Annotated in this window: 22 protein-coding genes and 1 pseudogene; 11 read left to right on the top strand and 12 right to left on the bottom strand. The window is 62.5% G+C overall.

Features of this window, described 5'->3' with window-relative positions; translation table 11 throughout:
* Positions 1 to 6: 6 nt before the first annotated feature.
* The 4 genes from QZS21_RS01860 to kdpA are packed head-to-tail and all read right to left on the bottom strand — an operon-like array spanning position 7 to position 4,284.
* Positions 7 to 138 (bottom strand): hypothetical protein, encoded by a 132-nt coding sequence (locus QZS21_RS01860; protein ID WP_295579542.1) that lies wholly within the window; start codon positions 136 to 138, stop codon positions 7 to 9.
* A 12-nt stretch (positions 139 to 150) separates the two neighbouring features.
* The gene (locus QZS21_RS01855; RefSeq protein WP_295579540.1) at positions 151 to 363 is read right to left on the bottom strand and encodes a hypothetical protein; all 213 of its coding nucleotides are present in this window, start codon (positions 361 to 363) and stop codon (positions 151 to 153) included.
* Positions 364 to 384: 21 nt separating this feature from the next.
* Positions 385 to 2,460, bottom strand: coding sequence for a potassium-transporting ATPase subunit KdpB (kdpB, locus tag QZS21_RS01850; RefSeq protein WP_295579538.1), 2,076 nt, complete (start codon positions 2,458 to 2,460; stop codon positions 385 to 387).
* A gap of 18 nt (positions 2,461 to 2,478) precedes the next feature.
* Positions 2,479 to 4,284: a potassium-transporting ATPase subunit KdpA gene (gene kdpA / locus QZS21_RS01845; protein WP_295579536.1), complete on the bottom strand. Its 1,806-nt coding sequence runs from the start codon at positions 4,282 to 4,284 to the stop codon at positions 2,479 to 2,481.
* 291 nt (positions 4,285 to 4,575) lie between these two features.
* Between kdpA and QZS21_RS01840 the strand changes: the two genes are divergently transcribed.
* The 3 genes and pseudogenes from QZS21_RS01840 to QZS21_RS01830 all read left to right on the top strand — a co-directional run bounded on the left by QZS21_RS01840 (position 4,576) and on the right by QZS21_RS01830 (position 7,391).
* Positions 4,576 to 4,770: a hypothetical protein gene (locus tag QZS21_RS01840; RefSeq protein ID WP_295579533.1), complete on the top strand. Its 195-nt coding sequence runs from the start codon at positions 4,576 to 4,578 to the stop codon at positions 4,768 to 4,770.
* Positions 4,771 to 4,841: 71 nt separating this feature from the next.
* Positions 4,842 to 4,946, top strand: a pseudogene (locus QZS21_RS01835) (P-II family nitrogen regulator); the annotation flags it as partial.
* Between the two features lie 771 nt (positions 4,947 to 5,717).
* Complete coding sequence (locus QZS21_RS01830; RefSeq protein ID WP_366557571.1) at positions 5,718 to 7,391, top strand: nucleoside kinase; 1,674 nt, start codon at positions 5,718 to 5,720, stop codon at positions 7,389 to 7,391.
* A gap of 55 nt (positions 7,392 to 7,446) precedes the next feature.
* On the opposite strand, the gene QZS21_RS01825 is transcribed toward QZS21_RS01830, so the two are convergent.
* On the bottom strand, positions 7,447 to 8,037 hold the full coding sequence (locus QZS21_RS01825; protein ID WP_295579531.1) for a TetR/AcrR family transcriptional regulator: 591 nt from the start codon (positions 8,035 to 8,037) through the stop codon (positions 7,447 to 7,449).
* Positions 8,038 to 8,204: 167 nt separating this feature from the next.
* Between QZS21_RS01825 and QZS21_RS01820 the strand changes: the two genes are divergently transcribed.
* Both QZS21_RS01820 and QZS21_RS01815 read left to right on the top strand, forming a co-directional pair.
* Positions 8,205 to 10,787 carry a hypothetical protein gene (locus QZS21_RS01820; RefSeq protein WP_295579529.1) on the top strand — a complete coding sequence of 861 codons (2,583 nt, stop codon included), beginning with the start codon at positions 8,205 to 8,207 and terminating at the stop codon, positions 10,785 to 10,787.
* 35 nt (positions 10,788 to 10,822) lie between these two features.
* Positions 10,823 to 12,958 (top strand): RND family transporter, encoded by a 2,136-nt coding sequence (locus QZS21_RS01815; protein ID WP_295579527.1) that lies wholly within the window; start codon positions 10,823 to 10,825, stop codon positions 12,956 to 12,958.
* Positions 12,959 to 13,039: 81 nt separating this feature from the next.
* Here the strand turns inward: QZS21_RS01815 and QZS21_RS01810 are convergent, their stop codons facing one another.
* Together QZS21_RS01810 and rsmH are read right to left on the bottom strand one after the other, a co-directional pair.
* Positions 13,040 to 13,399, bottom strand: coding sequence for a nucleotide pyrophosphohydrolase (locus tag QZS21_RS01810; RefSeq protein WP_366557570.1), 360 nt, complete (start codon positions 13,397 to 13,399; stop codon positions 13,040 to 13,042).
* Positions 13,393 to 14,451 carry a 16S rRNA (cytosine(1402)-N(4))-methyltransferase RsmH gene (rsmH, locus tag QZS21_RS01805; RefSeq protein ID WP_295579524.1) on the bottom strand — a complete coding sequence of 353 codons (1,059 nt, stop codon included), beginning with the start codon at positions 14,449 to 14,451 and terminating at the stop codon, positions 13,393 to 13,395. The genes QZS21_RS01810 and rsmH overlap by 7 nt, the downstream gene beginning before the upstream one ends.
* Before the next feature lie 307 nt (positions 14,452 to 14,758).
* Between rsmH and QZS21_RS01800 the strand changes: the two genes are divergently transcribed.
* From QZS21_RS01800 to QZS21_RS01780, 5 genes are all read left to right on the top strand, one after another.
* A complete protein-coding gene (locus QZS21_RS01800) occupies positions 14,759 to 14,983 on the top strand; it encodes a PF20097 family protein (protein WP_295579522.1) in 225 nt (74 codons plus the stop codon).
* 78 nt (positions 14,984 to 15,061) lie between these two features.
* Complete coding sequence (locus tag QZS21_RS01795; protein WP_295579520.1) at positions 15,062 to 15,721, top strand: Crp/Fnr family transcriptional regulator; 660 nt, start codon at positions 15,062 to 15,064, stop codon at positions 15,719 to 15,721.
* A 111-nt stretch (positions 15,722 to 15,832) separates the two neighbouring features.
* Positions 15,833 to 16,549 (top strand): PrsW family intramembrane metalloprotease, encoded by a 717-nt coding sequence (locus QZS21_RS01790; RefSeq protein WP_295579518.1) that lies wholly within the window; start codon positions 15,833 to 15,835, stop codon positions 16,547 to 16,549.
* A 19-nt stretch (positions 16,550 to 16,568) separates the two neighbouring features.
* Complete coding sequence (locus QZS21_RS01785) at positions 16,569 to 17,729, top strand: DUF4317 domain-containing protein (RefSeq protein WP_295579516.1); 1,161 nt, start codon at positions 16,569 to 16,571, stop codon at positions 17,727 to 17,729.
* Positions 17,726 to 19,051, top strand: coding sequence for a glycosyltransferase (locus tag QZS21_RS01780; protein ID WP_295579514.1), 1,326 nt, complete (start codon positions 17,726 to 17,728; stop codon positions 19,049 to 19,051). The genes QZS21_RS01785 and QZS21_RS01780 overlap by 4 nt, the downstream gene beginning before the upstream one ends.
* Before the next feature lie 152 nt (positions 19,052 to 19,203).
* Here QZS21_RS01780 and QZS21_RS01775 read toward each other — a convergent pair whose 3' ends face one another.
* From QZS21_RS01775 to QZS21_RS01755, 5 genes are all read right to left on the bottom strand, one after another.
* Positions 19,204 to 20,481: a TRAP transporter large permease gene (locus QZS21_RS01775; RefSeq protein ID WP_295579512.1), complete on the bottom strand. Its 1,278-nt coding sequence runs from the start codon at positions 20,479 to 20,481 to the stop codon at positions 19,204 to 19,206.
* Positions 20,478 to 20,975, bottom strand: coding sequence for a TRAP transporter small permease (locus QZS21_RS01770; RefSeq protein ID WP_295579509.1), 498 nt, complete (start codon positions 20,973 to 20,975; stop codon positions 20,478 to 20,480). Before QZS21_RS01770 ends, QZS21_RS01775 begins: the two co-directional genes overlap by 4 nt.
* Before the next feature lie 76 nt (positions 20,976 to 21,051).
* Positions 21,052 to 22,074 carry a TRAP transporter substrate-binding protein gene (locus tag QZS21_RS01765; RefSeq protein WP_295579507.1) on the bottom strand — a complete coding sequence of 341 codons (1,023 nt, stop codon included), beginning with the start codon at positions 22,072 to 22,074 and terminating at the stop codon, positions 21,052 to 21,054.
* Between the two features lie 73 nt (positions 22,075 to 22,147).
* Positions 22,148 to 23,236 carry an iron-containing alcohol dehydrogenase family protein gene (locus tag QZS21_RS01760; protein ID WP_295579504.1) on the bottom strand — a complete coding sequence of 363 codons (1,089 nt, stop codon included), beginning with the start codon at positions 23,234 to 23,236 and terminating at the stop codon, positions 22,148 to 22,150.
* A 69-nt stretch (positions 23,237 to 23,305) separates the two neighbouring features.
* Positions 23,306 to 23,962, bottom strand: a complete 657-nt coding sequence (locus tag QZS21_RS01755) for an RraA family protein (RefSeq protein ID WP_295579502.1) — start codon at positions 23,960 to 23,962, stop codon at positions 23,306 to 23,308.
* A 354-nt stretch (positions 23,963 to 24,316) separates the two neighbouring features.
* Between QZS21_RS01755 and QZS21_RS01750 the strand changes: the two genes are divergently transcribed.
* Entirely contained in the window at positions 24,317 to 25,036 is a 720-nt protein-coding gene (locus QZS21_RS01750) for an IclR family transcriptional regulator (RefSeq protein ID WP_295579500.1), read from the top strand.
* Positions 25,037 to 25,062: the final 26 nt, after the last annotated feature.

The following is a 25,062-nucleotide window of genomic DNA, read 5'->3' as shown; positions in this document are numbered from 1 at the left end:
CTCCCTTCAATGGATGTATTGGGGCAGAAACAAGGCGTACCGCAAGGCGACCGTGCCCAACATGATGCCGAGCATCACCAACAATCCGATCCATTCACGACGGATCCCTCGCCTCGGCGTCAGCTTTCCATTTTTCATAGCGAACTCCTTTCAAAGCCAGCCCATCACCAGGCCCAGCGGTAGAACGCAGAATGCCGTTGCGGCTGTGACCGCCAGCACCATACCCACCCCGGTCAAAAGCATGGTGATGGCCACCGCCAGCACCGGGCACCGCTTTAACCCGATCTCCAGGCAGCGGGCCAGCGTCTCCCGTGCCCGGAGGGACCGGGAGGGCTGGGATGAAGCCAGAACAACGGCGCGCATATCCATGCTTCCTTCCTATGGCTACAGTACGCCCAGCAGGGGGGCCACGATCAGGTCGATGGCCTTGATGGCGACGAAGGGGATCACGATGCCGCCCAGGCCGTAGACGAGCAGGTTGTGGGAGAGCAGCTTGCCGGCCGGCACCTCCCGGTACTTGACGCCCCTCAGGGCCAGGGGGATCAGGGCCACGATGATGAGGGCGTTGTAGATCAGCGCGGAGAGGATGGCGCTCTGAGGGCTCTGGAGGCCCATGATGTTGAGGACCCCCAGGCCGGGGTACAGGCCCATGAAGAGGGCCGGGATGATGGCGAAGTACTTGGCAATGTCGTTGGCGATGGAAAAGGTGGTGAGGCTGCCCCGGGTCATCAGGAGCTGCTTGCCGATGCGCACGATGTCGATGAGCTTGGTGGGGCTGGAGTCCAGGTCCACCATGTTGCCCGCCTCCTTGGCCGCCTGGGTGCCGGAGTTCATGGCCACGGCCACGTCGGCCTGGGCCAGGGCGGGGGCGTCGTTGGTGCCGTCTCCGGTCATAGCCACCAGATGGCCCTCGGACTGGTATTTGCGGATCATCTCCAGCTTGGCCTCGGGCGTGGCCTCGGCCAAAAAGTCGTCCACGCCCGCCTCGGCGGCGATGGCGGCGGCGGTGACGGGGTTGTCGCCGGTGATCATGATGGTCTTGATGCCCATCTTGCGCAGGTCCGCGAACTTTTCCTTCACGCCGTCCTTGATAATGTCCTTTAGATGGATGACGCCCATAACCTTGTGGTCCTTCGCCACCACCAGAGGAGTGCCGCCCTGGCGGGCCACCTCCTCTACCAATTCGGCGCACTGTCTGCTGTAAACTCCACCGGCGCCTTCCACCCAGGCCCGCACCGCCTCGGCGGCGCCCTTACGGACCTGGCCCTCCTTGTAGTCCACGCCGCTCATGCGGGTCTGGGCGGTAAAGGGGATAAAGCTCATGTTCTGCTCCCCCAGTTCCCGGCCCCGGAGATCAAACTTCTCCTTGGCCAGCACCACGATGGAGCGCCCCTCTGGGGTCTCATCGGCCAGGGAGGAGAGCTGGGCCGCGTCGGCCAGCTCCGCCTCCGTCACACCGTCCACGGGAAGGAAGGCGGCCGCCTGGCGGTTGCCCAGGGTGATGGTGCCCGTCTTATCCAGCAGCAGGATGTCGGTGTCCCCCGCCGCCTCGATGGCACGGCCGCTCATGGCCAGCACGTTGGCCTGGTTGAGGCGGCTCATGCCGGCGATGCCGATGGCGGAGAGCAGGGCGCCGATGGTGGTGGGCGCCAGGCAGATGAGCAGGGCTACCAGGGAGACCACCGAGGTGGGGTTATCAATGCCCGCCTGCCCGGCGGAAAATACAGAATAGGAATAGAGGGAGGCGGTGACCAGCACGAAGATGAGGCTGAGAGCCACCAGCAGGATCTGCAGGGCGATCTCGTTGGGGGTCTTTTTGCGGTTGGCCCCCTCCACCATGGCGATCATCTTGTCCAGGAAGGAGCCGCCGGGCTCCTGGGTCACCCGGACGACCAGGTGGTCGGAGAGGAGGGTGGTTCCGCCGGTGACGGCGGAGCGGTCGCCGCCCGCCTCGCGGATCACGGGGGCGGACTCGCCGGTGATGGCGGACTCGTCCACGCTGGCCGCCCCCTCCACCACCTCGCCGTCGGCGGGGATCTGCTCCCCGGCGGAGACGATATAGCAGTCGTCCCTCCTGAGAGAGACGCCGGGGACATCGACCGCGCTGCCGTGGTCGGAGGGGTCGGACAGCTTGTGGGCGGTCACGTCCCGCTTGGAGGAGCGCAGGGAGTCGGCCTGGGCCTTGCCCCGGCCCTCGGCGATGGCCTCGGCGAAGTTGGAGAACAAGTCGGTCAGCCACAGGATGACGGCGATGGCGAGGATGAAGCCGCTGGAGACCAGTTTTTCGGAGACGCCTGCCAGCGAGAGGAGAAAGAGCGCCGTCGTCAGGATCGCGGAGAGATAGACCAGGAACATGACGGGATTTTTGATCTGGTCCTTTGGAGAGAGCTTGATCAAGGAGTCCTTGACCGCTCTGCCCATCAAATCCTTCGCGGCGAAGGCATTTTGATTCTTAGACATGGTTGACACCTACCTTTCTTAGCCCAAGCCCAGCATTTGGGTAAGCTCCGCGATGGGACCCAAACTCAGGGCGGGGAAAAAGCTCAGGGCGCCCACAATGAGCACGATGAGGATGAGCAGGAACACGAACATGGCGTTGCAGGTGGAGAGGGTGCCGGCGCTCTGGGCCACCTTCTTTTTGGCGGCCATGCTTCCGGCAATGGCGATGGCGGCCAGCATGGGCACAAAGCGGACGAAGAGCATGACAAGGCCCAGGCTGGTGTTGAGGAAGGGCGTGTCGCAGCCCATGCCGGCAAAGGCGGAGCCGTTGTTGCCGCCGGCGGAGGCGTAGTTGTAGAGGACCTCGGACAGCCCGTGGGCGCCCGGATTGTTGAGCGCGGCCGCCGTGGAGGGCAGCAGTGCCGCGATCCCCGACCCAATCAGGATGGCGATGGGGGTGGCCAGGCAGATGAGGACGGCCATACGCATCTCCCTGGGCTCGATCTTCTTGCCCAGGTATTCCGGTGTGCGGCCCACCATGAGCCCGGCGATGAATACGGTGAGGAGCACGAAGCCGATCATGCCGTAGAGACCGCAGCCCACGCCGCCGAACACCACCTCGCCCAGCATCATCAGCAGCATGGGGATCATGCCGCCCATCGGGGTATAGCTGTCATGCATGGAGTTGACCGAGCCGTTGGAGGCCGCCGTGGTGAAGCCCGCCCAGGTACCGGAGGTCACGACGCCGAACCGGGTCTCCTTGCCCTCCATGTTGCCCAAAGCCGTGTCCACCAGGCCGTTTTGTTCCAGAACAGGGGTGGCCGCTTGTTCGCTGGCGTAGATCACGCCCAGGGCGGCGAGCAGCATAATAAACATGGCCAGGAAGATGGCGACGCCCTGGCGCTGATCCTTGACGTTGCGCCCGAAGGTGAAGCACAGGGCCACAGGGATGAGCAAAAGCAGCGTCATTTCGATCAGGTTGGTAAGGCCGTTGGGGTTTTCAAAGGGGTGGGCGGAGTTGGTGCCCACCACGCCGCCGCCGTTGGTACCGGCCTGCTTGGGGGCCACCTGGCTGGCCTGGGGGTACATCGGCAGCACCTGTTTGGTGATGATCTGTGCCCCCTCCACGAGCTCACCGTCCACCGTGACGGTGTTGGTGTCCAGGTCGATCTCCGCGCCGGTGAGGACGTTGCCGTCCGCGTCGGCGGCGATGGGCTCCACCAGGTCCACATAGGTGTTCCCGCCCAGAGACTGGGGGACGCCGAGCCCCACCAGGGCAATCGCGGTGACCAGGCAGATGGGGAGCATGATGTACAGGACGCTGCGGGTCAGGTCCACCCAGAAGCTGCCGATGCCGGTGGCCTTCTTACGGATGAAGCCGCGGATGATGGCGAACAGCACCGCGATGCCGCAGGCGGCGGAGACGAAGTTCTGCACCGTCAGGCCCATGGCCTGGGAGAAGTTCGACAGGGCCACCTCGCCGGAGTACGTCTGCCAGTTGGTGTTGGTGACGAAGCTGATGGCTGTGTTCAGGGCCAGGTGCCAGCTCAACCCCTCAAAGTCCTGTGGATTCCACGGCAGGACGCCTTGGAACATCAGGATCAGAAACAGGACGATGAGTCCGAACAGGTTGAAGAATACCGCGCATAGAGCGTACTTCTTCCACCCCATGTCCTCCTCGCCGTTCATCCTCATGAGCTTGTAGATCCCCTTCTCGCAGGGCGAGAGGATACGGGAGAGAAACACGCGCTCCCCGTTCATGACCTTGCCGATGTACTTCCCCAGCGGAATGGCCAGGGCGACTAAAATCACCAAATAGAGGACGGCTTGCAAAACACCGTTCATTTCATTCATCCCCTTTCAAGAGCACCCAGCTCAAGTAGACCAGGACCAGCACCGTCAGGACGCCGACGCCGCCTAATACGATTCCCATGATAATTCCTCCTTCGTCTGTTGACATTCGGAGTATAGCGCCAAAAAAATAAGGGTGCCATTTGAGAAACTGGCGCCCTTATTAAGGTTTTGTAAATAGGAAGATTCGTCTCTCCTGACATTAATACCGTTTTAACATCAGCTCTCAGACGTTAACCTCACGCAAAGGCCCGCTGCGGTAGAATGACAGTGAGGAGGCGCATTATGGAAGCATTGGTATTGATCGGCGGATTCCTTTATCTTGGCGTACTGGGTTTTGGGGTCATGGGAAAGATCGGCCATTTCATCGACGGGGGAGGTTTCATACCTGAATGGGACGAGGGGGATGCACCGTCGGCTGCAGATGACACAGCCTCATTGGATCATACAAAAAATCAAAAAGATCAGAAGATCGGATGATTGCCAAAAAATCGGAGTACACATGGAGAAATCGAATAAAACCTTTCCCGAGTGCTACCATAACACGCAAGACGGGCCATGTTGGAGATGGTAAGATATGCGTCTACGATGTGGAGGCCATTGTCAAGATCCGCACCGGCGAGTCCGGCGTCGACGTGCTCCAGGGGAAAGAATAAGGAGCCTGCCGGACAAAGCGAATGACCGCTCGACAGGAAGGTGTGGCTGGGTAAAACATCACCACGCCGCACCTTCTGTTTTCCTTTTCGTTGCCCCTTATCCTGACCCTTACCGCGGCAGTATCGGTCAATACGGTCCAATACCATTCAATATCATATTTTCTAAAAGACTTTGAATGGCAGTATCTGCGGGTATCCGGTGACACAGAGTGCGGCAGCCTAAAACCATCCCGGCACAATTCGATCCTTCACCCGCTGCCAGCTCAGAAACACCCCATTTGGCACGAATTTCCGCCTGCGGGCGAGGCTTCTTAGCCGGATGGGGTGTTTCTTCGCTTTCGAGGCAGACCCGCTCCGCCGGGCTCCGCCCCGAGTGAGGACGGGAGATGCGAAGGTCGAGTTTGCCCGGTGGTGGCTGCTTGGGAACGGCCTGCTTGGCACGAAACCCCGCCTGCGGGCGAGGCTTCTTAGCCGGATGGGGTGTTTCTTCGCTTTCGAGGCGGACCCGCTCCGCCGGGTTCCGCCCCGAGTGAGGACGGGAGATGCGGGAATATCGAAAAAAGCGCCGGGGCCTCTGGGCGCCGGCGCTTTTTTGGCCCTGGCGGCCGGGGGCGGGGCGCTTCTCTCTTGCAATACGGGCGAAAAGCCCGTATGATAGAGCATATGGCCGGAGAGAGAACCCCTCCGGGCGGCCGGCCTGTGCGGAGACGCCGCGGCCCGGAGCGCGGCGTGAAGACACCCCTGCGGTGGCGGAAATGAGGAGGCTATTCGATGGAAAATGCAGAACAGATGGTGAATGTCACGGTGGACGGCGCGGTATACCTCTATCCCCGGGGGACGGCTTACCGGACCATTGCCGCCGATTTTCAGGCGCGGTATGCCCACGACATCCTGCTGGTGAACCGGGAGGGCAAGCTCTGTGAATTACATAAGACGCTGGACAGGGACTGCACGCTGAAGATGGTCACGGCGGAGGAGAAGCCCGGGATGCAGACCTATCAGCGCAGCGTGGTGTTTTTGATGCTGAAGGCGTTTTACGACGTGGCCGGGGAGAAGAACGTAGAGCGCCTCTTCGTGGATTACTCTGTCAGCCATGCCCTGTTCGTCCGGGCAAAGGGCGCCTTTGCGCTGGACCAGGCGCTGTTGGACCGGGTGGAGGCCCGGATGCGGCAGCTCTCCCAGCAGGCGCTGCCCATTCAGAAGCGGTCGATGAACACGGAGGAGGCGGTGGAACTGTTCCAGCAGCGGCAGATGGAGGACAAGGCCCGGCTGCTCCGCTTCCGTGTCAACTCCCGCGTCAACGTCTACTCCCTGGACGGGTTTGTGGACTATTTTTACGGGTATATGGTGCCGGATACCGGGTACCTGCGGTGCTTTGCCCTGCAGATGTTTGAGGAGGGCTTTGTGCTGCGGCTGCCGGACCAGAAGGACCCCAGCCGGCTGGGGGAATTCCTGCCCTCCGCCAAGGTGTTCCGGGAGCTTTACGACGCCACCCAGCGGGCGGAGCTGCTGCGGATTTCCAACGTGGGCGAGCTGAACGAGATTATTTCCCAGGGGGAGTCCACCCAGATGATTCTGACCCAGGAGGCCATCATGGAGAAGAAGATCGGCGACCTGGCGGAGAAGATCGCGGCCCGCCGGGACGTCCGCTTCATCATGATCGCCGGCCCCTCCTCCTCCGGCAAGACGACCTTCTCCCACCGCCTGTCCACCCAGCTTCTGGCGTGCGGGATGCGGCCCCACGCCGTCGCCACGGACAACTACTTCAAAAACCGCTCCGAGACCCCCCGGGATGAAAACGGCCGGTACGACTTTGAGAGCCTGGGCGCCATGGACGTGGAGCAGTTCAACGCCGACATGACCCGGCTGCTGAACGGCGAGACGGTGGAGATCCCCCGGTTCAATTTCAAGAAGGGCGTCCGGGAGTACAACGGGGACTACCTGACCCTGGGGCCCCAGGATATCCTGGTCATCGAGGGCATTCACTGCCTGAACGAGAAGCTCTCCTACGCGCTGCCGGCGCAGAGCAAGTACCAGGTCTATATCAGCTGCCTGACCACCCTGAATGTGGACGACCACAACTTCATCTCCACCACGGACGCCCGGCTGCTGCGCCGGATTGAGCGGGACGCCAGGACCCGGGGGTACAGCGCCCGGGATACCATCCGGATGTGGCCCTCCGTCCGGCGGGGGGAGGAGCAGAACATCTTCCCCTTCCAGGACCGGGCGGAGGTGATCTTCAACTCGGCGCTGGTGTATGAGACCGCCCTGCTGAAGTCCTACGTGGAGCCGCTGCTGTTCCACGTGCCCAGAGACTGCGACGAGTACATCGAGGCGAAGCGCCTGCTGAAATTCCTGAGCTACTTTTTGCCGGTGCCCGCCGACGACGTTCCCCGGACCTCCCTGATGCGGGAATTCATCGGCGGCGGCTGCTACCAGGTGTGAGGCCCGCCGAAAGACAATAAAAAAGGACCGGACAGCATCGCTGTCCGGTCTTTTTTTACGTGGGGGAGTCCAGCAGGTGGTCCGCCGCGCCGGTCACCATCCGGTCCGCGGCGGCGGTGAGGATGGCCTTGGGCAGGTGCATCTCCTGGTCAAACCAGGTCTTCATCAGACCGATGAGGCCGTAGGTGATGAAGCTGAGCAGGTAGGAGAGCTGCTCCCGGGAGGCGGCGGGATACCAGGTCTCCACCAGGCTGGTGCCGTTGCGGCAGATCAGCTCGTAGAGCCGGTCGGTGAAGTTGCTGGTGGAGTTGTTGATAAACAGGGCCAGACACAGCTCCCGGTGCTCCACCACGTAGTCCAGAATGGGCTCAAACACCGGCCGCAGGCTCCCCTTTTCCACGGTCTCCGCCATGTGGGCGTCGATGAGGGTCTGGGCCTCCTCCAGCATGTCCGTCTCAATGCTCTTGAGCAGTGCAGTGGTGTTGGGAAAGTGGAGGTAAAAGGTGCCCCGGTTCAGGTCCATCCGCTCCGTGATGTCCCGGATGGAGATGTCCGAAAAGGCCTTTTCCCCCATCAGCTCCAGCAGGCCCTGTTTCAGCAGCTTTTGGGACCTGCGGAACCGCCGGTCCTCCTGTTTCTTCTCCATGAGGTCTCCTCCTGTCCGTCACTCGAAAGCCATTATAAAACAAATTTACAAATCTGTCTATCTGCCCCTTGCTTTTTGCCGCTGGCTATATTATAATCTGGTTCAAGAAATAAATCAACAATTTTTTGTTATCGTACGGTTGTCTATAAATGAAAGGGGCAATTTCTATGGTATCCAAGACCCGTATCCTCTCCCAAAGCCGCCGTGTGACGGCGCTGGCACTGGCTGCGGCGCTGGTCTGGGCCTGCGGGACGACAGCGGTGGCGGCGGAGCCCATCGGAGACGGCGTGGCGCCAACCTTCGACGAGGCGTATTACGCCACGCTGGACTATTACGGCAACCTGACGGAGGGCAGCGTGGTGAAGAGCTACATCCTCAACGGCGCCGCCTCCCTGACGGATTACGGTACATACGACGATGTGGTGAACCTCACCGACGGTACCCTGCCCGCCACCTCCGGCGGCGAGACCACCTTCTCCTTCGACGGGAAGAAGGCGCCCACCCACTTCTACTTCGAGGGCAAGACCACGAAGCCCTTCCAGGACCTGCCCTGGACCCTCTCCCTGCACTACACCCTCAACGGCGTGCCCACCAAGGCGGAGGATCTGGCGGGCAAGACCGGCGTGGTGGAGATTCTCATCGATATTGTGCCCAACGACCGCGCCAGCCAATACGCCCGGAACAACTACACCCTGGAGGCCATGGCCATGTTCAACCAGGACGATATCCTGTCCCTGGAGGCCCCCGGCGCCCAGGTGCAGCTGATCGGCAACCTGCGGGCGGTGCTGTTCCTGGCCCTGCCGGGGGAGGAGCAGCATTTCACCATCCGGGTGGGGGCGGAGGACTTCTCCTTCGGCGGCATGACCTTTTTGATGGTTCCCGCCACGCTGAGCCAGCTGGAGCAGATTGCGGACCTGAGCCAGAAGAAGGACGAGCTGGAGGATGACTACCACCGGCTCTCCGGCAGCCTGGACGACCTGCTGTCCGCCATGAACGGCCTGACCGGCAGCCTGAACGCCTCCGCCAACGGGCTGGATCTGCTGAACCAGGCCCGGGGTACCTTCTCCGACGGCAAAGGCGCCCTATATGACGGCACCGGCCTGGTGCGGGGAGATCTGGAGGACCTGGCCGCCCAGCTGGAGCCGGTGGCGGAGCAGGTCCGGGCCCTGAGCCAGCTGGTGACGGACTCCAAGGGGACGCTGAACACTATGGCGGACACCGCCCTGGAACTGCGGGAGCAGTTGGCCGATCTGGAGGACGCCCTGGAGAACCTGGAGGACGGCACCGGCGACGTCCGGCGCCTGCTGACGGCCGCCGCCAATCTGAAGGGCAGCCTCAACAGCCTTCAGCGGGCCCTGGGCGGCATCAGCGGCGGCTCCGGCGGGGAGGAAGAGGAGACCCCCTCCAGCCGGGTGCTGGTGAAGCGGGTGAAGGCCGTCCACAAGGCCTATGAGACCGCGGACTTACAGTCCTTCATGGAGCAGATGCTGGTCATCAACGGCACCGCCGCCAGCGACAGCCAGGCCGAGGCCCTGGCGGGGCAGCTGATGCAGCTGGTGAACATCCCCGCGGATGTGGCCGCGGAGCTGCTGCCGGAGCAGTACGCCTACTGGCAGTCCGCCCAGGCGCTGAAATCGCTCCGGGACTATGCCCAGTCCGGTGCCACCTTCCAGCAGTTCTGCGAGCAGCTGCCCGGCGTGACCAAGAGCCAGGCCAAGCAGATGAACGACCTCTGGATCGTCTATAGCAGCGGAAAACTGGAGGAGGACAGCGGGACCCAGGAGGAGACCCGGACCCTATATGCCGCCATGGTGCGCAACGACCCCGCCGAGGACGGCTCGTCCTCCGGGAGCAATGGCGCCTCCGGAAACGGCGGGACCGCCGGGGACGGCTCGTCCACCGGGGACGGCGACCCCACCGGGGACTCCGGTTCCTCCGGCAGCGGCGGCGAGGAGAGCGGCACCGTGGGCGGCGCCGCCATCGACCTCATCACCGACGGCCTGGACAGCACCGTCTCCACCATCAACTCCATCAAAAAAGAGCTGACCGGCGCCATGGAGGCCGTCGCCAAGCCCACCGCCGCATTGGTGGGGGACCTGGCGGACCTCTGCGGCCGGCTGGACGACATCACCGACCTGATGGAGGACGCCGAGGACATGACCAAGGCCCTGCGCCGCGCCTCCCACAAGATCCGCAGCCTGCTGACGGAGGCCGACGGGCTGCGGGATCTCCTCAACGACTATGAGCCCACCTTGCAGGAGACCCTGTCCACCGTCAGCGGCCTGAGCGTCACCGCCTCCGCCGCGGTGGCGGACACCGCCTCCCTCATCGGCACTGCAGAGGACCTGCTGCGGCGCACCGGCTCCCAACTGGACGACGGCACCCGCCAGACGCTGGAATCCCTGGCCACCGTCCTGCGGCGCACTGCCAACGTGATGGCCACCTCCGGCAGCATCCAGTCCTCCAAAAACGCCATGACGGACATCATCGAGGACCTGTGGAACGACCACACCGGCGACGTGGATAACCTGCTGATGATGGACGCCACCGCCAAGGCGGAATCCCTGACGGACGCCCGGAACGGCTCGCCCCAGAGCATCCAGGTCCTGATCCGCTCCCAGGAGATCAAGGTGGAGGAGCCGGAGGAGCCGGAGACGGAGAAGAAGGCGGGGGACAACGGCACCTTCTGGAGCCGGGTGGGCCAGATGTTCCGGGATTTCTGGGCCGCCATCACCGGGATTTTCCACTGAGACCATGGAACGGCTGAAAGGTAAGGTGTGCTCCCTTGATTGAAAAAATCGCTCACGGGCTGACCCGGAAGCCCCGGCTGGTGGCGTTGGCGGCGGTGCTGCTGCTGATTCCCGCGGCGCTGGGCTTCGTGGCCACCCGCATCAATTACGATATCCTCTCCTACCTGCCCCAGGACCTGCCCTCCTCCCAGGGGGAGCAGCTGCTGGAGGAGCCCTTCCAGATGGCGGCCACCAGTATGCTGGTGGTGGAGGGGATGCCCGCCGGGTACACCAACGACCTGGTGCAGGCCATCAAAGAGGTGCCGGGCGTGTCCAACGCGGTGTGGCTGAGCAACCTGGTGGGCATCCAGATTCCGACGGAGATGATTCCCGCCGGCTTCCGGGATGTGTTCTTCTCCGGTGACGCCACCATGCTGATCATCCAGTACAGCCACCCCGGCGCCTCCGACGAGACCATGGAGGCCATCGAGCAGGTGCGCTCCGTGTGCAACGAGAAGTGCTTCCTGGCGGGTTTCTCCGTGGTCATCAAGGACACCCGAGATCTGATGGACAGTGAGCTGCCCCTCTTCGTGGGTCTGGCAGTGCTGCTGGCTCTAGTGGCCATGTCCCTGACGCTGGAATCCACGGTGCTGCCCCTGGTGTTTCTGGCGAACATCGGCATCGCCATTGTTTACAACTTCGGCAGCAACATCTTCCTGGGGGAGATCTCCTATATCACCAAGGCCATTGCGGCGGTGCTGCAACTGGGCGTCACCATGGACTACTCCATCTTCCTCTACCACCGCTACCGGGATGAGCGGGCGCTGTACGAGGACCCGCGGGACGCCATGACCCAGGCCATCATCGCCGCGTTCCGCTCCCTGTCCGGCTCCAGCATGACCACCATCGCCGGGTTTCTGGCGCTGTGCTTCATGCGGCTGACCCTGGGGCGGGACATCGGCATCGTCATGGCTAAGGGCGTGGTGCTGGGCGTGCTCTCCGTCATCTTCGTGCTGCCCGCCCTGGTGCTGCTGCTTGACAAGCAGATCGACAGGCACCAGCACAAGACCCTGATCCCCAGCTTCGACCGGGTGAACGGCTTCATCCTGCGGCACCGGGTGGCCTTCACCGTGCTGGCCCTGGTGCTGTTCCTGCCCGCGTTCTACTCCGAGAGCCACGCCGGGATTTACTACAAGCTGGATGAATCCTTGCCCCGGGACCTGCCCTCCATCGTCAGCAACGAGAAGCTGAAGGACAGCTTCGACATGGCGGTGTCCCACTTCGTCATCCTGCGGGACGACATCACCGCCACCGACATGAATGAGATCGAAAACCAGCTGGAGGAGGTCCCCGGCGTCACCTCCGTGCTGAGCTATCACGCCATGCTGGGCACCGGCATCCCCGACTTCTTCATCCCCGACGCGGTGAAGGAGATGCTGAAACAGGGGGGGTACCAGCTGATGATGGTGAACTCCAGTTACGAGCCCGCCACCGACGAGGTGGCCCAGCAGCTGGACCGGATGGACGCCATCCTCCGCACCTATGACCCGGAGGCCATGATCACCGGCGAGGGCGCCATGTACCGGGATTTGATCGACACCACCGCCGTGGACTTTCAGGTTACCAACTATATCTCCATCGCCGCCATCTTCCTGATCGTGGCCATCGTGTTTCAGTCCATCTCCGTGCCGGCGGTGCTGGTGGCCACCATTGAACTGGCCATCCTCCTCAACGAGGGCTTCTGCTACTTCACCGGCGCCCAGATCGCCTTCATCGCCCCCACCATCATCAGCTGCGTCCAGTTGGGAGCCACGGTGGATTACGCCATCCTCATGACGTCCCGGTTCCAGGAGGAGCTGCGAAACGGAAAGGACCGGATGGAGGCCATCCGCATCGCCGCCGACACCTCCGACGCCTCCATCATCACCAGCGCCCTGGTGCTGTTCTGCGCCACGCTGGGGGTGTCCTTCGTCTCCTCCATCGACCTCATCGGGGACCTGTGCGTGATGCTGGCCCGGGGGGCCCTGGTGTCCGCTCTCATCAGCCTGTTCCTGATGCCCGCCATCCTGTGCGTCTGCGAGCCGCTGTTCCACCGCACCAGCCGCTACTGGCGGACGCTGCCCCCGGCAAAGCCCGCCCGGAAAGAGAAGGCGGCCAAAGAGGAGGAGCGGGACCCCGCCGGGGTCCGGTGAGACTTCCACTGCAAAGCAAAAAGAGACGGCCCGTAGGCCGTCTCTTTTGTTTTGGGCGGGCCGCCCCGGCGCGGGACTCCGTTACGGCTTCCCGGGGTCTTTCGGCTGCCACTGGGTGTATTTGGCTGCGCTGCCCCGGGCCTTTTCCACTGGGTATTTTTCCCCGTTCTTGGCAATTTTTTCATTCATGAGCTCGTCCAGGTCCCAGCCGCAGACGTCCGCCAGTAAAATGCAGTAACTCAGCACGTCCGCCAGCTCCTCCCGGAGCCGGTCCCGCCGGGACAGGCACTCCAGGTCGCCGCCGCTCCACTGGAACAGCTCCAGCACCTCCGCCGCCTCCAGGCTCAGGGAGATGGCCAGGTCCTTGGGGGTGTGGAACTGCCGCCAGTCCCGGTCGTCCCGGAACTGCACCACCCGGCGGATGGTCTCGTCGCTCAGCATGGGCGGTCCTCCTCTCCGGCGCGGACGGCCCAGCGCAGCTTGGTGGACTTGGCCCGGGGGTTGCGGAAGCACTCCTCGGCGGAGGGACGGACGACCTCCTGGGCAATCTCCGCGTAGAGCCCCTGCCGCAGGTGCTGCTGGAAGGCCTTTTTCACCAGCCGGTCCTCTCCGGAGTGGAAGGTCAGCACCGCCGCCCGGCCGCCGGGCTTCAACACCCCCGGCAGCTTGTCCAAAAAGGCGTACAGCACCTCGAACTCGCTGTTCACGTCGATCCGCAGGGCCTGGAAGGTCCGCTGGCAGGATTTCTTCACCGCCTCCTTCCGCTCCCCGGCGGGGAGGAAGGAGAGGGCGCCCTCGATGAGGGCGGCCAGCTGGCGGGTGGTCTCCACGGTGCCGCCCCGCCGGAAGACCTGGGCCACCGCCCTGGCGATGCGCTGGGCGTGGGGCTCGTCCGCGTTCTCCGCCAGCAGGGCCGCCAGCTCCTCCTGGTCCAGCTCCCGCAGGCGCTGGGCGGCGGTGACCCCGGCGGTGGGGTCCAGCCGCAGGTCCAGGGGGCCGTCGTACTTGAAGGTGAAGCCCCGCTCCGGGTTGTCGATCTGCATGGAGGACACCCCCAGGTCCGCCAGCACGAAGTCAAAGGCCGTGCCCGGCGCCACCTGGTCCACGTCGGCGAAGTTCATCCGCCGGATGGTCAGAATCTCCGGGCCGTAGCCCAGGTCCGCCAGCCGCGCCCGGGTTTTCTCCGATTCCACCGGGTCCACGTCGGTGGCGTACAGGTGCCCCCGGCCCTGGAGCTGCTCCAGCATCCGCCGGGTGTGGCCGCCGTAGCCCAGGGTGGCGTCGTAGCCGGTCTGTCCCGGCTGGATGCACAGAATCTCCAGAATTTCCTCCGCCAGGATGGGGATGTGCATCCCGGCGGGGGTTTTGCCGCTTTGCAGGATTTTCTCCACGTCGGCTTGGTACTGCTCCGGATGGAGCTCCTTGTATTTCTCCCGGTAGTTCCGGGGATGGGTGCCCTTGTAGCGCACGCGGCGCTTGTGTTCCTGTTCCATGGGGTCAGCTCCTTTCCCGCCCCATCATACCACAGGATCGGGGAAAAGAGAAGCCGCCGGCGGCGTCCCCGCGGAAAATCCGCCGGTTTTGGCCTATGGCCTTGAGCGGAGCCGCCCGGTGTGGTACGATAGGCAGGCGGAGCGGCCGGAGAAGCGGCCCGGAAGGCGTTTTGCGGAGAAGGGCTTGAGTACCGCCCGGAATGGTCCGCGCTGACGACTTGGGGGCCAGGCGGGGCCGCGGCCCGGTTCCGTGGCGGCTGGAGAAGCGACTTTGAAAGGGTGAGCAGAGCGGAAGGAGCCATCGGATATGGATTGCCCGAAGTGCGGGGCGGACATGCCCTCCGGATTCTTACAGACAGGAACGCTGGTGGCGTTGAACCGGACGAGACACAAGCTCTCCCTGAATTCCAGGGAGGAGGGGGACGTGATGATTGCACGGAAGGCCTTTACCGGCACGGACTTTCCCGGCTTTCTCTGTAAGGCGTGCGGCCTGGTGGTGTTCGACTATCAGCATGGGTGTTCGCGGCTGTAAGGCACTCGCTGCGGGAGAAACTGGACGTTTGGGGCATCCTGAACGGTGTGAGCCCGGACAGGGAAGGGGGGATACGGAATGGACACGGAGTTTTTAGCGGGGACGCCGCTGTTTCGGGGGGCCGCTCCCGGGGAGGTGCAGACCATGCTGGACTGCCTGGGGGCGCAGGTGCGGCGGTACCCGAAGGGGGCGGCGGTGCTCCGGGCGGGGGAGACCACCCTGTGCCTGGGCGTGGTGCTGACGGGGAGCGTCTGCGTGGAAAACGACGACTTCTGGGGCAACAAGAGCATTCTGGACCGGATCGGCCCCGGCCAGGTGTTCGGCGAGACCTACGCCTGCGCGGGGGTGCCGCTGCTGGTCAGCGCCGTGGCGGCGGAGGCGGCGGAGATTCTGTTTTTGAACGTGAGCCGCCTGCTGACGGTCTGCTCCAGCGCCTGTGCCCACCATGCCCGGTTGGTGAAAAATCTGCTGGCCATCTCCGCCCAGAAGAACCTGACCCTCTCCCGGCGGATGTTCCACACCGCCCCCAAGACCATCCGGGGGCGGCTGCTCTCCTACCTCTCCGACGGAGCGGCCCAGTCCGGAGGCGGCGCCTTCACCGCGCCCTACAACCGCCAGCAGCTGGCGGACTACCTGGGGGTGGACCGCAGCGCGCTGTCCCATGAGCTGAGCAAGATGCGGCGGGAGGGGATTCTGGAGGTGGAAGGAAACCGCTTCCGCCTGCTGAGGCGGCTGTGAGCGGCGGGGCAGATGCCCCGCCGCTTTTGTGGTTGCCTTCTTTTTCGACCTGGGGTATACTGAAATGACCGGCGGACGCCCGGCGCCCCGGCGGAGAGAGGAGCGTGCCCTATGTTCTGGATGATGCCCCTGATGCCCATTTTGTCTGTCTACATCCTGGCCGCGGTCCTGCCGGCGGCGCTGCTGCTGCGGTATATCTACCGCAACGACACCGTGGAGAAGGAGCCGCCGGGACTGCTGGTGTCCCTGCTGGTTCTGGGGGTGGCGGCGGCGCTGTGCGCCGGTGTGCTGGAGGGACTGGGGGAGCGGATTCTCTATCTGCTGGTGGACCCCGGCAGCCCGGTATACACCATCCTGCTGGCCTTTTTGGTGGTGGCGCTGGTGGAGGAGAGGATGAAATTCGCCTTCCTGTACCGCCGCACCTGGCGGGACGATAATTTCAACTACCGCTTTGACGGCATCGTTTACGCGGTGTTCGTCTCTCTGGGTTTCGCCGCCTTTGAGAACATCCAGTACGTGCTGCAATACGGACTGTCCGTGGCGCTGCCCCGGGCGCTGTGCGCCATTCCGGGGCACATGTCCTTCGCGGTGTTCATGGGCGTGTTCTACGGCCGGGCCCGGCTGCTGGAAAACGAGGGCGATGGGGCGGGCGCCCGGCGGAACCTGTGGCGGGGCTATCTCACCGCCGTGTTCCTCCACGGGTTTTACGACGCCTGCGCCATGATCGGCGGGGCGGCCACGGCGGTGTTCGTGGTGTTTGTCATCGGCATGTACGTCCGGGTCTACCGTTTGGTCCGGCGGGAGTCCGCCACCGACAGTCCGGTTTGAGGGAAGAGGAAAGGAAGCTATGACTGAAAAGGAAATCGCGGAGCTCCGCCGGCGCTTTCGGGCGGAGAAGAGCAACATCACCCATGTGCGGGGATGTTATGTGAATGAAAAACGGGAGATCATCTCCCAGTTCGACCAGTCCCTGGCCCTGATGAGCCAGGAGGAGAGCGGTCAATTGCTGGCCACGCTGCGCAAGACCCTGTCCGGCACCCCGGGCAAGAACCTGCTGGACATCGCCTTTGAGACCCGACAGGTGGCCGAGGGGGAGGAGCACCGGCTGCTGATGGACCTGCGCAGTTCGGAGCTGCGGGACGATGCGGCGGTGGAGACCTTCTTCCGCAAGGCCATCGACAGCCTGGACCTGGAGGGGAACTACCTGATTCTCCTGGCCCACGACGCCTACGACGTGCCCTACCGCTCCAAGGACGGGGCCCGGCAGGACGACGCCGGCAGCGAGGTCTTTTCGTACATCCTGTGCAGCGTCTGCCCGGTGAAGCTCACCAAGGAGGCGCTGAGCTATTTTGTCTATGAAAACCAATTCCGCACCCTGGCGGCGGACTGGGTGGTGTCGGCTCCGGAGACGGGCTTTCTGTTCCCCGCCTTCGATGAGCGCAGCACCAATCTCTACAACGCCCTCCTCTACACCCGGGACACCGCCCAGACCCGGGAGGCCTTCGTAGACGCGGTGTTCCGCGCCCCGGCCCCCATGCCCGCGGCGGTGCAGCAGGAGACCTTCCACACCATTTTGGGGGAGACCCTTTCCGAGGCGTGCAGCTATCAGGTGGTCCAGGCGGTCCATGAGCGGCTGTGCGGCATCATCGAGGCCCACCGGGAAAACCACGAGGAGAGCCCCCTCACCGTGTCCAAGACCACCGTGGGACAGGTGCTGCAAAACTGCGGCGTGGAGGCGGAGCGGGTGGAGGCCTTCGAGGCGCAGTACGACGGGGCCTACGGCGAGGGCGCGGACTTGAGCCCCCGGAACCTGGTGGACACCAAACAGCTGGAGCTGCGGACGCCGGACGTCACCATCCGGGTGACCCCCGGCCGGGGAGACCTGGTGGAGACCCGGGTCATCGACGGCGCCAGGTACATTCTCATCCGGGCGGAGGAGGGCGTGGAGGTCAACGGCGTCCAGGTCCACATTTCCGCGGAGGGCGCGGAAGAGGGAGGGCGGCCATGAGCCCCACGGTCAGCATCATCGTCCCGGTTTACAACGCGGAAAAGACCATCGGCCGCTGTGTGGAGAGCATTCTGAGCCAGGAATACGGCGATTTTGAGCTGCTGCTGATCGACGACGGCAGCACGGACGGCTCCGGCGCCGCCTGCGACGCCTTCGCGGAGCAGGACGCCCGGGTGCGGGTGCTGCACCAGGAGAACAGCGGCGTCTCCCAGGCCCGGAACCTGGGCCTCTCCCAGGCCCGGGGCACCTACCTTCAGTTCCTGGACAGCGACGACTGGATCACCCAGGACGCCACCAAGGCGCTGGTCCGGGCGGCGGAGACCCACCGGTGCGACCTGGTGATCTCCGACTTTTACCGGGTGGTGGGGGACCGGGTCTCCCACAAGGGGGACATCCAGGAGGACGGGGTCCTCACCCGGGAGGAGTATGCCGCCCACATGATGGAGCGGCCCGCAGATTTTTACTACGGCGTGCTGTGGAACAAGCTGTACCGCCGGGAGATCGTGGAGCGGCACCACCTGCGGATGAGCCCGGAGATCAGCTGGTGCGAGGACTTCATGTTCAATCTGGAGTATATCCGCCACGCGGAGACCTTCTGCGCCATGCAGGTGCCCATCTACTACTATGTCAAGACCAAGGGCTCCCTGGCCAGCCAGTATATGAGCATCCCCAAGACCATCCGCATGAAGCTGCTGGTGTTCGACTATTACAACCGCTTTTTCAAGGCGGTGCTGGACGACGAGGAGTATGAGCGCAGCCGCCTGAAGGTGTACCGCTTCCTGGTGGACGCCGCTGGGGACGGCGCGGTGCCGCCGGCCATCCTGCCCGGGTCCCGGAAGCTGGGGGACGAGCGGATCAGCGTGTCGCCCCAGGCGCTGCTGGGCCGGGGCATTTTGTCCGACGCCTTCCGGGAGCGGAAGCTGCTGGAGGCATACCTGGAGACAGTGGCGCTGAAGTACGACCTTGCCCTCCAGGACGTCTGGGTGCTGCTGTATCTCAGCCAGTCGGCCTGGCTGGGCACCCGGAAGGACCTGGCGGAGGTGCTGGGCTTCAGCCGCAGCGCCCTGGCCCTGGCGCTGCAGCGGCTGTCCGCCCGGGAGCTGCTGCAATCGGAGGCCGTGGAGGACGAGGACGGCAAGACGGTCCGGGGGCAGGTGCGGCTCTGCTGCGCCCCGGCGGCCCGGGCCGTCCTGGCGGACATCGCCATCGCCCGGGGCGACTATGAGCAGGCCCGGACCGCGGGCCTCACCGGGGAGGAGCTGGCCCAGTACGCCGCCCTGACGGATAAAATCCGCGCCAGCGTCCAGCAGGCATTGCAGTGAGCGACCGCGCCCGCTGTGCCGCCGGGGCGGCGGGGGAAACTGCGTAGATGAACACAGCCGGACCTATCCCTGCATGGGACGGGTCCGGCTGTGTTTTGCATTGGAGGAAGTCTGTACCTGCGGCGGTGCAAAGGGCTGCCGGGTGCTCCCGCTCAATAGATCAGATTGGGCAGGAACATGGAAATCTGGGGGACAAATGCCACCAGGAGGCAGATGACGGTGGCCGCAATGACGAACTTGATGACGTAGGGCACCATGGACTCAAACTTCACGCCGGCAATGCCAGCCGCGATATAGAGATTCTCTCCGACTGGGGGCGTGGAGATGCCAAGGCAGGTGACCATGACAATCACGATGCCGAAGTGGACGAGATCAATGCCGAGGGCGGTGGCCACAGGGGCCAGCACCGGCGTGATGATCAAAATGATGGCGTTGGAGTCCAGGAAGCATCCCATGAACAGCAGAAGCACCACAACAAGGGCCATAAAGATGGTGGGATTGGTGGTGATATGCATGAACCAGCCGCCCAGCAGCTTGCCGATGCCGGCAGAGGTGATGATCCAGGAGAAGGCGGTGGAGCAGGCCAGAATCATCAGCACCATGGAGGTGTTGGAGGCGGCTTGCCCGAAGGTGTGGAGCAGCTCCTTGAGGTCCAATTCCTTGTAGATGAACAGGCATACCACGATGGCGTAGACGGCGGCCACTGCGCCTGCTTCTGTGGGGGTGAAGACGCCGGTGTAGATGCCGCCGAGGATGATGCCGGGGACCAGCAGCGCCCAGATGGCATCCTTGAAGGAGCGCCATACCTCACCTGCGGAAAACGGCTTTTTGTAGCCGAAGTGCTCTTTTTTGGAGATGCTGCCGGCGGTGAGCATCAACGCGATGCCGTAGAGAATGCCGGGAAGGATACCGGCGGCAAACAGCTTGCCGATGGAGACGCCTGCGGCGACGCCGTACACGATCATGCCGATGCTGGGCGGGATGATTGGCCCGATGGTGGCAGCAACGGATTGCAGCGCCGCGGAGAACTCCGCAGGATAACCCTTGTTCTTCATCTGCGGGATCATGGCCGAGCCGATAGCGGCGCAGGTGGCGGGAGCGGAGCCGGAGAGGGCCGCAAAAAACATGGAGGCGATGACGACCACGTGGCCCAGGCCGCCGCTCATCCAGCACAGCAGGGATTCGGCGAATTGGACGATCCGGCGGGACATGCCGCCCTTCTCCATGATGGTACCGGAGAAGAGGAAAAAGGGGATGGCCAAGATGGTGAAGGAGTCCACGCCGGAGGCGACGGTGCTGACCATTTGCAGCAGCGACGTCCCGTTGACCAGAAAGCCCACCAGGCTTGCCAGTCCGATGGCGATGGAGATGGGGATGCCGATGAGAATAAAGGAGAAGAGAGACAAAAACGTGATGATAGCGATTGTCATGAGAGCGTGTCCTCCTTTTGGCCGGTCCCCTTCAGAAGTTGGTAGATGTCGCAGCAGAGCCGGATGACCACCAGAACGCCGCCGAAGGGGAGGGCAAAGTAGGGAATCCACACGGGAATGTGACCGGCCGGGGAGACCTGGCCCAGGTGATATTTATTGAGGACAATCTGCCAGCCATAGACGACGATGAGAAGGAAATAGGCGATGGTGACGAGCTTTATGAGGATTTCCATGACCTTGCCGGCCCTGGGACCCAGTTTGCCGACGACGAATTCCACGCCCACGTTTGCGCCCATGTGGAAGGCGTGGGCGGCTCCGCCGAAGCACATCCAGTAGCAGAGGTATCGCAGGAACTCCTCGGCCCAGGGGGCGGAGTAGGAAAACACATACCGCGTCACCACATTCAAAAAGCCGATGATCAGCGAGATGCAGAGACAGACGGACCCAATGACCAATTCCAGATGTTCCTGAATGCCTGTCAGAAATTTTTTCATATGAAATCCCTTCTTTCCTTTTAAGTGGGGCCTTCACCTTCCGATGAAGGCCCCCTGCGCGTTTCAAAGAGAGGGATTATGCCCTGCCGGTGGCCTTCAGATAGAGGTTGATGCCCTCTTCCCCGATGCTGTCGGCAAAGTTCTTGTAGACGTCCTTGGTGGCCTCGGCAAAGAGCTGGTGCTGCTCGGGCGTCAGCTCAGTGACCTCGCAGCCGTTTTCACGGAAGAAGTCGATGTACTCCTGCTGCGTCATGCAGCCCAGGTTGTCCCGGGACTCCTGCAAAGCCTGGGCGGCGGCCTGTTCCAGCCACGCCTGCTGCTGGCTGGTCAGCTTGGCGAAGGATTGGCTGTTGATGAAGAGGATATCGGGGTCGTACACGTGGTTGTCCACGGTGATGTACTTTTGCACCTCATAGAACCGCATGGAGTAGATATTTCCCAGGGGGTTTTCCTGGCCGTCCACGACGCCCTGCTGCATGGCGGTATAGAGTTCGCCGTAGGGAATAACCGTGGCGGAGGCGCCCAGCGCGCTGTACATGTCGATATACACCTGGCTGGACATGCAGCGCATTTTCAGACCCACCATGTCGGCGGGAGAGGTGATGGGGCGGACGTTGTTGGAGAAGCAGCGCAGGCCGTTTTCCAGATAGACCAGGCCGTGCATCCCCATCTTCTCCTCCGTCAGCTGGAAGAGGTAATTGCCCACATCCCCGTCCAGGAACGCAAAGGCCTCCTCCTTGGTGGCAAAGGAAAAGGGCAGGTCAATCAGCTGGTACTGGGGGATAATGCCCTCCAGCGCCGCCGCGGCGCAGAAGATCATGTCGATGGTCCCCATGCTGCAGGCATCCACCAGGGCGTCTTCTTCGCCCAGGGCGCCGTCGGTGTGGCATTCCAGCTCCATGGTGCCGCCGGAGAGCTCCGCCAATGTGTCGGCCATTCTCAGCACGGCGGCGGTGGAGGTCTGCAGGGGGGAGGACCCGGTTGCAAAGACCAGCTTGACGGTTTCCCCGCCGGAACCGGAGGCGCCGCCTCCGGAGGGATTGGAGGAGTCAGAACCGGGCTGGGGGGAACTGCCGCAGGCAGCCAGAGAAAGGGTCATCGTCAGTGTCAAAAGAAGTGCGAACGCTTTTTTCATAGAGTGACCAGCCTTTCTTGTGATTGGGTGGAAGCAGTCAGTGGGTCTCGTTGTACGTCTCGAGTTTTTCGATGGCGGTCATCAGCATCTCCCGGGTCACCTCGTAGGGGACAAAGGTGATGTCCTCCACGCTCAGCGTTTTGGTGATGACGGCCTCCAGCTCCTCCCGCCGGACTTCCAGATCGGCATACCGGGTGGGCAGGCGGATGGCTTTGTACAGCGGCCAGAGGATTTCCACCATGTCCTTCTTGTCCTCCACCATCAGCAAAACCAGCACGCCGTAGGAGACAATCTCGCCGTGGAGATGATGCTTTTCCACCTGCGGCAGGATCGTCAAGCCGTAGCAGAGAGAGTGGGCGATGCTGGTGTTGATCGTGCCGCCCACCATGCCGGAGACTGCGCCGGTGGTGATGATGTTTGTCAGGACGATCTGCTCAAAGGCGTTGGAGGCGGTGTTGTTCTTGCAGTCCTGAATGGCCTGCGCGCCAAACTGCACCAGGGGTTTGTAGCACATCACACCCATCTCCACCCCCAGGGCCTGCTTGTAGGTGAGGGCTTTCCCCTGGGCGGAGCTGGAGGTCTCAAAGTGCTTGGCCATCGTGTCGCCGATGCCGGCCCAGAGATACAGGTCGGGTGCCTCGGCGATGATCTGGGTGTTGATGAACACGTGCTCCGCCGGCCGCCCCAGCTGATAGGTGTCCCTGGCCTCGCCGGAGGGGTAGTACATGATGGACTCTGCGGAGGCCGGAGCGCAGGTGGCGGCGATGGTGGGGAAGGTGAACACCGGCTTTTGCGCAATCAGGCGGGAGGCGTATTTTCCGGTGTCCAGAGCCTTGCCGCCGCCCACTGCAAAGCACATGTCAGCTTTTTGAAAGCTGCCGTTGTCGGCCACCATCTGGGCGTTTTCCAGGGAGGCCTCGCCGCCGTACCAGATGTACTCCAGAATATGGATGCCGCTTTTTGCCGCCGCCGCGTCCAGCGCGGGCTTTGCCGCCGCCATGGCCCGGTGACCGCCGACCACAACCGTCGTCGTGCCGAAGGGCAGGCAGACCTCTCCGAGCCGGTCATAGGCCTGGGGGCCGGTTGTATAGCTGGGAAAATAGTGGAACAGGTACTCCTGTGTCATATGCTTCACTCCCATTTTATTCAGATACTGTCCCCGCCGGGCAATCGGGACAGCCGGTTCTCCCTGTGCTCAGAGAATGTGGTATTTCTCGTAGACCTCGGTGGCGCTGACACCGCGGAGAACCTCGTCGCGGACCACGTTTTCGGCGGAGACCTTTTCAAAGGCCATTTTCAAGGCCTCCTCCTCTACCTCCTGGGGGATGACGGCGATACCGTCGTAGTCGCCGAAGATGATGTCGCCGGTTTTGACCTGGACACCGCCGCAGAGAATGGGCACGTCGTAGGCGATCACGTCGGTGCGGCCCTTGGAGTCCAGCGGATTCATGCCCCGGGCGAAAACGGTGAAGTCCATGCTGCGGATTTTCCGGGTGTCGCGGGTGGGACCGTCGATGATGGCGCCGTTGGCGCCCCGCACCATGCACACGGTGCTCAGCAGTTCGCCCCAGAAGCCGCTGGCGGTGGAGCCGTTGGTGGTGGCCACCAGCACGTCGTCCTTTTTCAGGTGGTCGCAGGCCTCCAGTTCCATCTTGTAGGGATGCGCGGGAATCTCATAGACGTCGGTGGCCAGGACGGTGAAGGCCCGGCCCACGACAATGTCCCGCTGGTCCAGAGGACGGATATCCCCGCGCATTGCCTGGTTCCGATACCCCAGGGTGTCCAGAACGTCTACGATGACTGCCGAATAGAGCTTTTCCCGCATCTCAGCGAAATTTACAGTGCCTTCCATGTTGCGTGCCCTCCTAAAGATGATTTCAATTTTTGAGGATATTTCTTATTAAGAAACGATTATGAAAAATCATTTCTTAATTTATGTATAGCACCGCATTTTCCTGCTGTCAACACATTTTTTGAAAAACTTTTCACCGAATATTTCTTTTTAGATAATTTAATAAAAAAACTATTGAGTTTTTAGAAACTTATGATATAATTGATTTCAAATAAAGAAACAACAAAGGGAGGACAAATCACTTTTACTTTTTTGTCAATTCATATATAATCAATGGGCAGGTAAATATTTCCTGCTGGTTTTTGTATGGAAACCACGAATTTCTGACAAGAGAGGATTGATCTTATTAAAACCGTGGCAAAAGCAATGGACATCCTGGAGGTGCTGGCGTCTTCCTATAAGAAGCTGAGCCTGACGGCGATTTCCGAGCGGACTGAAATCAACAAGAGTAGTACCTATAAGATGCTGCAGGTGCTGTGCGACTACGGCTATGTGGAGAAGCTGAGCAACGGCTCCTACTATAAGCTGGGCAGAAGCATTGTGGATGTGTACAGCCACATCACGGAGAAGAGCGACCTGCGCGGCATTGCCCATCCCTACCTGGTGCGTCTGCACGAGATCACCGGCTGTGTGACCAACCTGATGATCCTGGTGGGCAGCGCCGGGGTCTATCTGGATGTTGTCCCGCAGGAGAACGGCGGCAACGGCGTGGGTATGAGCGACCATCTGCATGCCACCGCCCTGGGAAAGGCCATCCTGGCCTATCTTCCTGAAAAGCAGCTTGAGACCATCATCGAGGGCCGACCGCTGAAAAAGGTCTGCACCAATACAATCTGCGATCCCGTGCTGCTGAAAAACGAGTTGGTTCTGACCAAAAAGCGCGGGTTTGCCATCGACGACGAGGAGAATCACATCGGCTCCCGCTGCGTGGCGGCGCCGCTGCTGGACGCGGACGGCGATATCATCGGCGCCATCAGTGTTTCCGGTATGGCCACTTCCATCTCCGTCAGTACCCTGTTTGAGAACTCCGCCCATGTTGTGGACATTGCAAAGGAGGTCTCCGCACGGCTGTAAGCGGAATGGGCGCACGCAAAAGTGCT

Source organism: uncultured Oscillibacter sp. (assembly GCF_900544955.1).
In the GTDB taxonomy this organism is placed as follows: domain Bacteria; phylum Bacillota; class Clostridia; order Oscillospirales; family Oscillospiraceae; genus Oscillibacter.
This window is presented reverse-complemented; position numbering and strand designations above follow the sequence as displayed.

What these genes read in the sequence shown, in the direction of transcription:
- QZS21_RS01860 (WP_295579542.1), bottom strand. Translation starts at nt 138, where the DNA reads ATGAAAAATGGAAAGCTGACGCCGAGGCGAGGGATCCGTCGTGAATGG.
- QZS21_RS01855 (WP_295579540.1), bottom strand. Translation starts at nt 363, where the DNA reads ATGCGCGCCGTTGTTCTGGCTTCATCCCAGCCCTCCCGGTCCCTCCGG.
- kdpB (WP_295579538.1), bottom strand. Translation starts at nt 2,460, where the DNA reads ATGTCTAAGAATCAAAATGCCTTCGCCGCGAAGGATTTGATGGGCAGA.
- kdpA (WP_295579536.1), bottom strand. Translation starts at nt 4,284, where the DNA reads ATGAACGGTGTTTTGCAAGCCGTCCTCTATTTGGTGATTTTAGTCGCC.
- QZS21_RS01840 (WP_295579533.1), top strand. Translation starts at nt 4,576, where the DNA reads ATGGAAGCATTGGTATTGATCGGCGGATTCCTTTATCTTGGCGTACTG.
- QZS21_RS01830 (WP_366557571.1), top strand. Translation starts at nt 5,718, where the DNA reads ATGGAAAATGCAGAACAGATGGTGAATGTCACGGTGGACGGCGCGGTA.
- QZS21_RS01825 (WP_295579531.1), bottom strand. Translation starts at nt 8,037, where the DNA reads ATGGAGAAGAAACAGGAGGACCGGCGGTTCCGCAGGTCCCAAAAGCTG.
- QZS21_RS01820 (WP_295579529.1), top strand. Translation starts at nt 8,205, where the DNA reads ATGGTATCCAAGACCCGTATCCTCTCCCAAAGCCGCCGTGTGACGGCG.
- QZS21_RS01810 (WP_366557570.1), bottom strand. Translation starts at nt 13,399, where the DNA reads ATGCTGAGCGACGAGACCATCCGCCGGGTGGTGCAGTTCCGGGACGAC.
- rsmH (WP_295579524.1), bottom strand. Translation starts at nt 14,451, where the DNA reads ATGGAACAGGAACACAAGCGCCGCGTGCGCTACAAGGGCACCCATCCC.
- QZS21_RS01800 (WP_295579522.1), top strand. Translation starts at nt 14,759, where the DNA reads ATGGATTGCCCGAAGTGCGGGGCGGACATGCCCTCCGGATTCTTACAG.
- QZS21_RS01795 (WP_295579520.1), top strand. Translation starts at nt 15,062, where the DNA reads ATGGACACGGAGTTTTTAGCGGGGACGCCGCTGTTTCGGGGGGCCGCT.
- QZS21_RS01790 (WP_295579518.1), top strand. Translation starts at nt 15,833, where the DNA reads ATGTTCTGGATGATGCCCCTGATGCCCATTTTGTCTGTCTACATCCTG.
- QZS21_RS01785 (WP_295579516.1), top strand. Translation starts at nt 16,569, where the DNA reads ATGACTGAAAAGGAAATCGCGGAGCTCCGCCGGCGCTTTCGGGCGGAG.
- QZS21_RS01780 (WP_295579514.1), top strand. Translation starts at nt 17,726, where the DNA reads ATGAGCCCCACGGTCAGCATCATCGTCCCGGTTTACAACGCGGAAAAG.
- QZS21_RS01775 (WP_295579512.1), bottom strand. Translation starts at nt 20,481, where the DNA reads ATGACAATCGCTATCATCACGTTTTTGTCTCTCTTCTCCTTTATTCTC.
- QZS21_RS01770 (WP_295579509.1), bottom strand. Translation starts at nt 20,975, where the DNA reads ATGAAAAAATTTCTGACAGGCATTCAGGAACATCTGGAATTGGTCATT.
- QZS21_RS01765 (WP_295579507.1), bottom strand. Translation starts at nt 22,074, where the DNA reads ATGACCCTTTCTCTGGCTGCCTGCGGCAGTTCCCCCCAGCCCGGTTCT.
- QZS21_RS01760 (WP_295579504.1), bottom strand. Translation starts at nt 23,236, where the DNA reads ATGACACAGGAGTACCTGTTCCACTATTTTCCCAGCTATACAACCGGC.
- QZS21_RS01755 (WP_295579502.1), bottom strand. Translation starts at nt 23,962, where the DNA reads ATGGAAGGCACTGTAAATTTCGCTGAGATGCGGGAAAAGCTCTATTCG.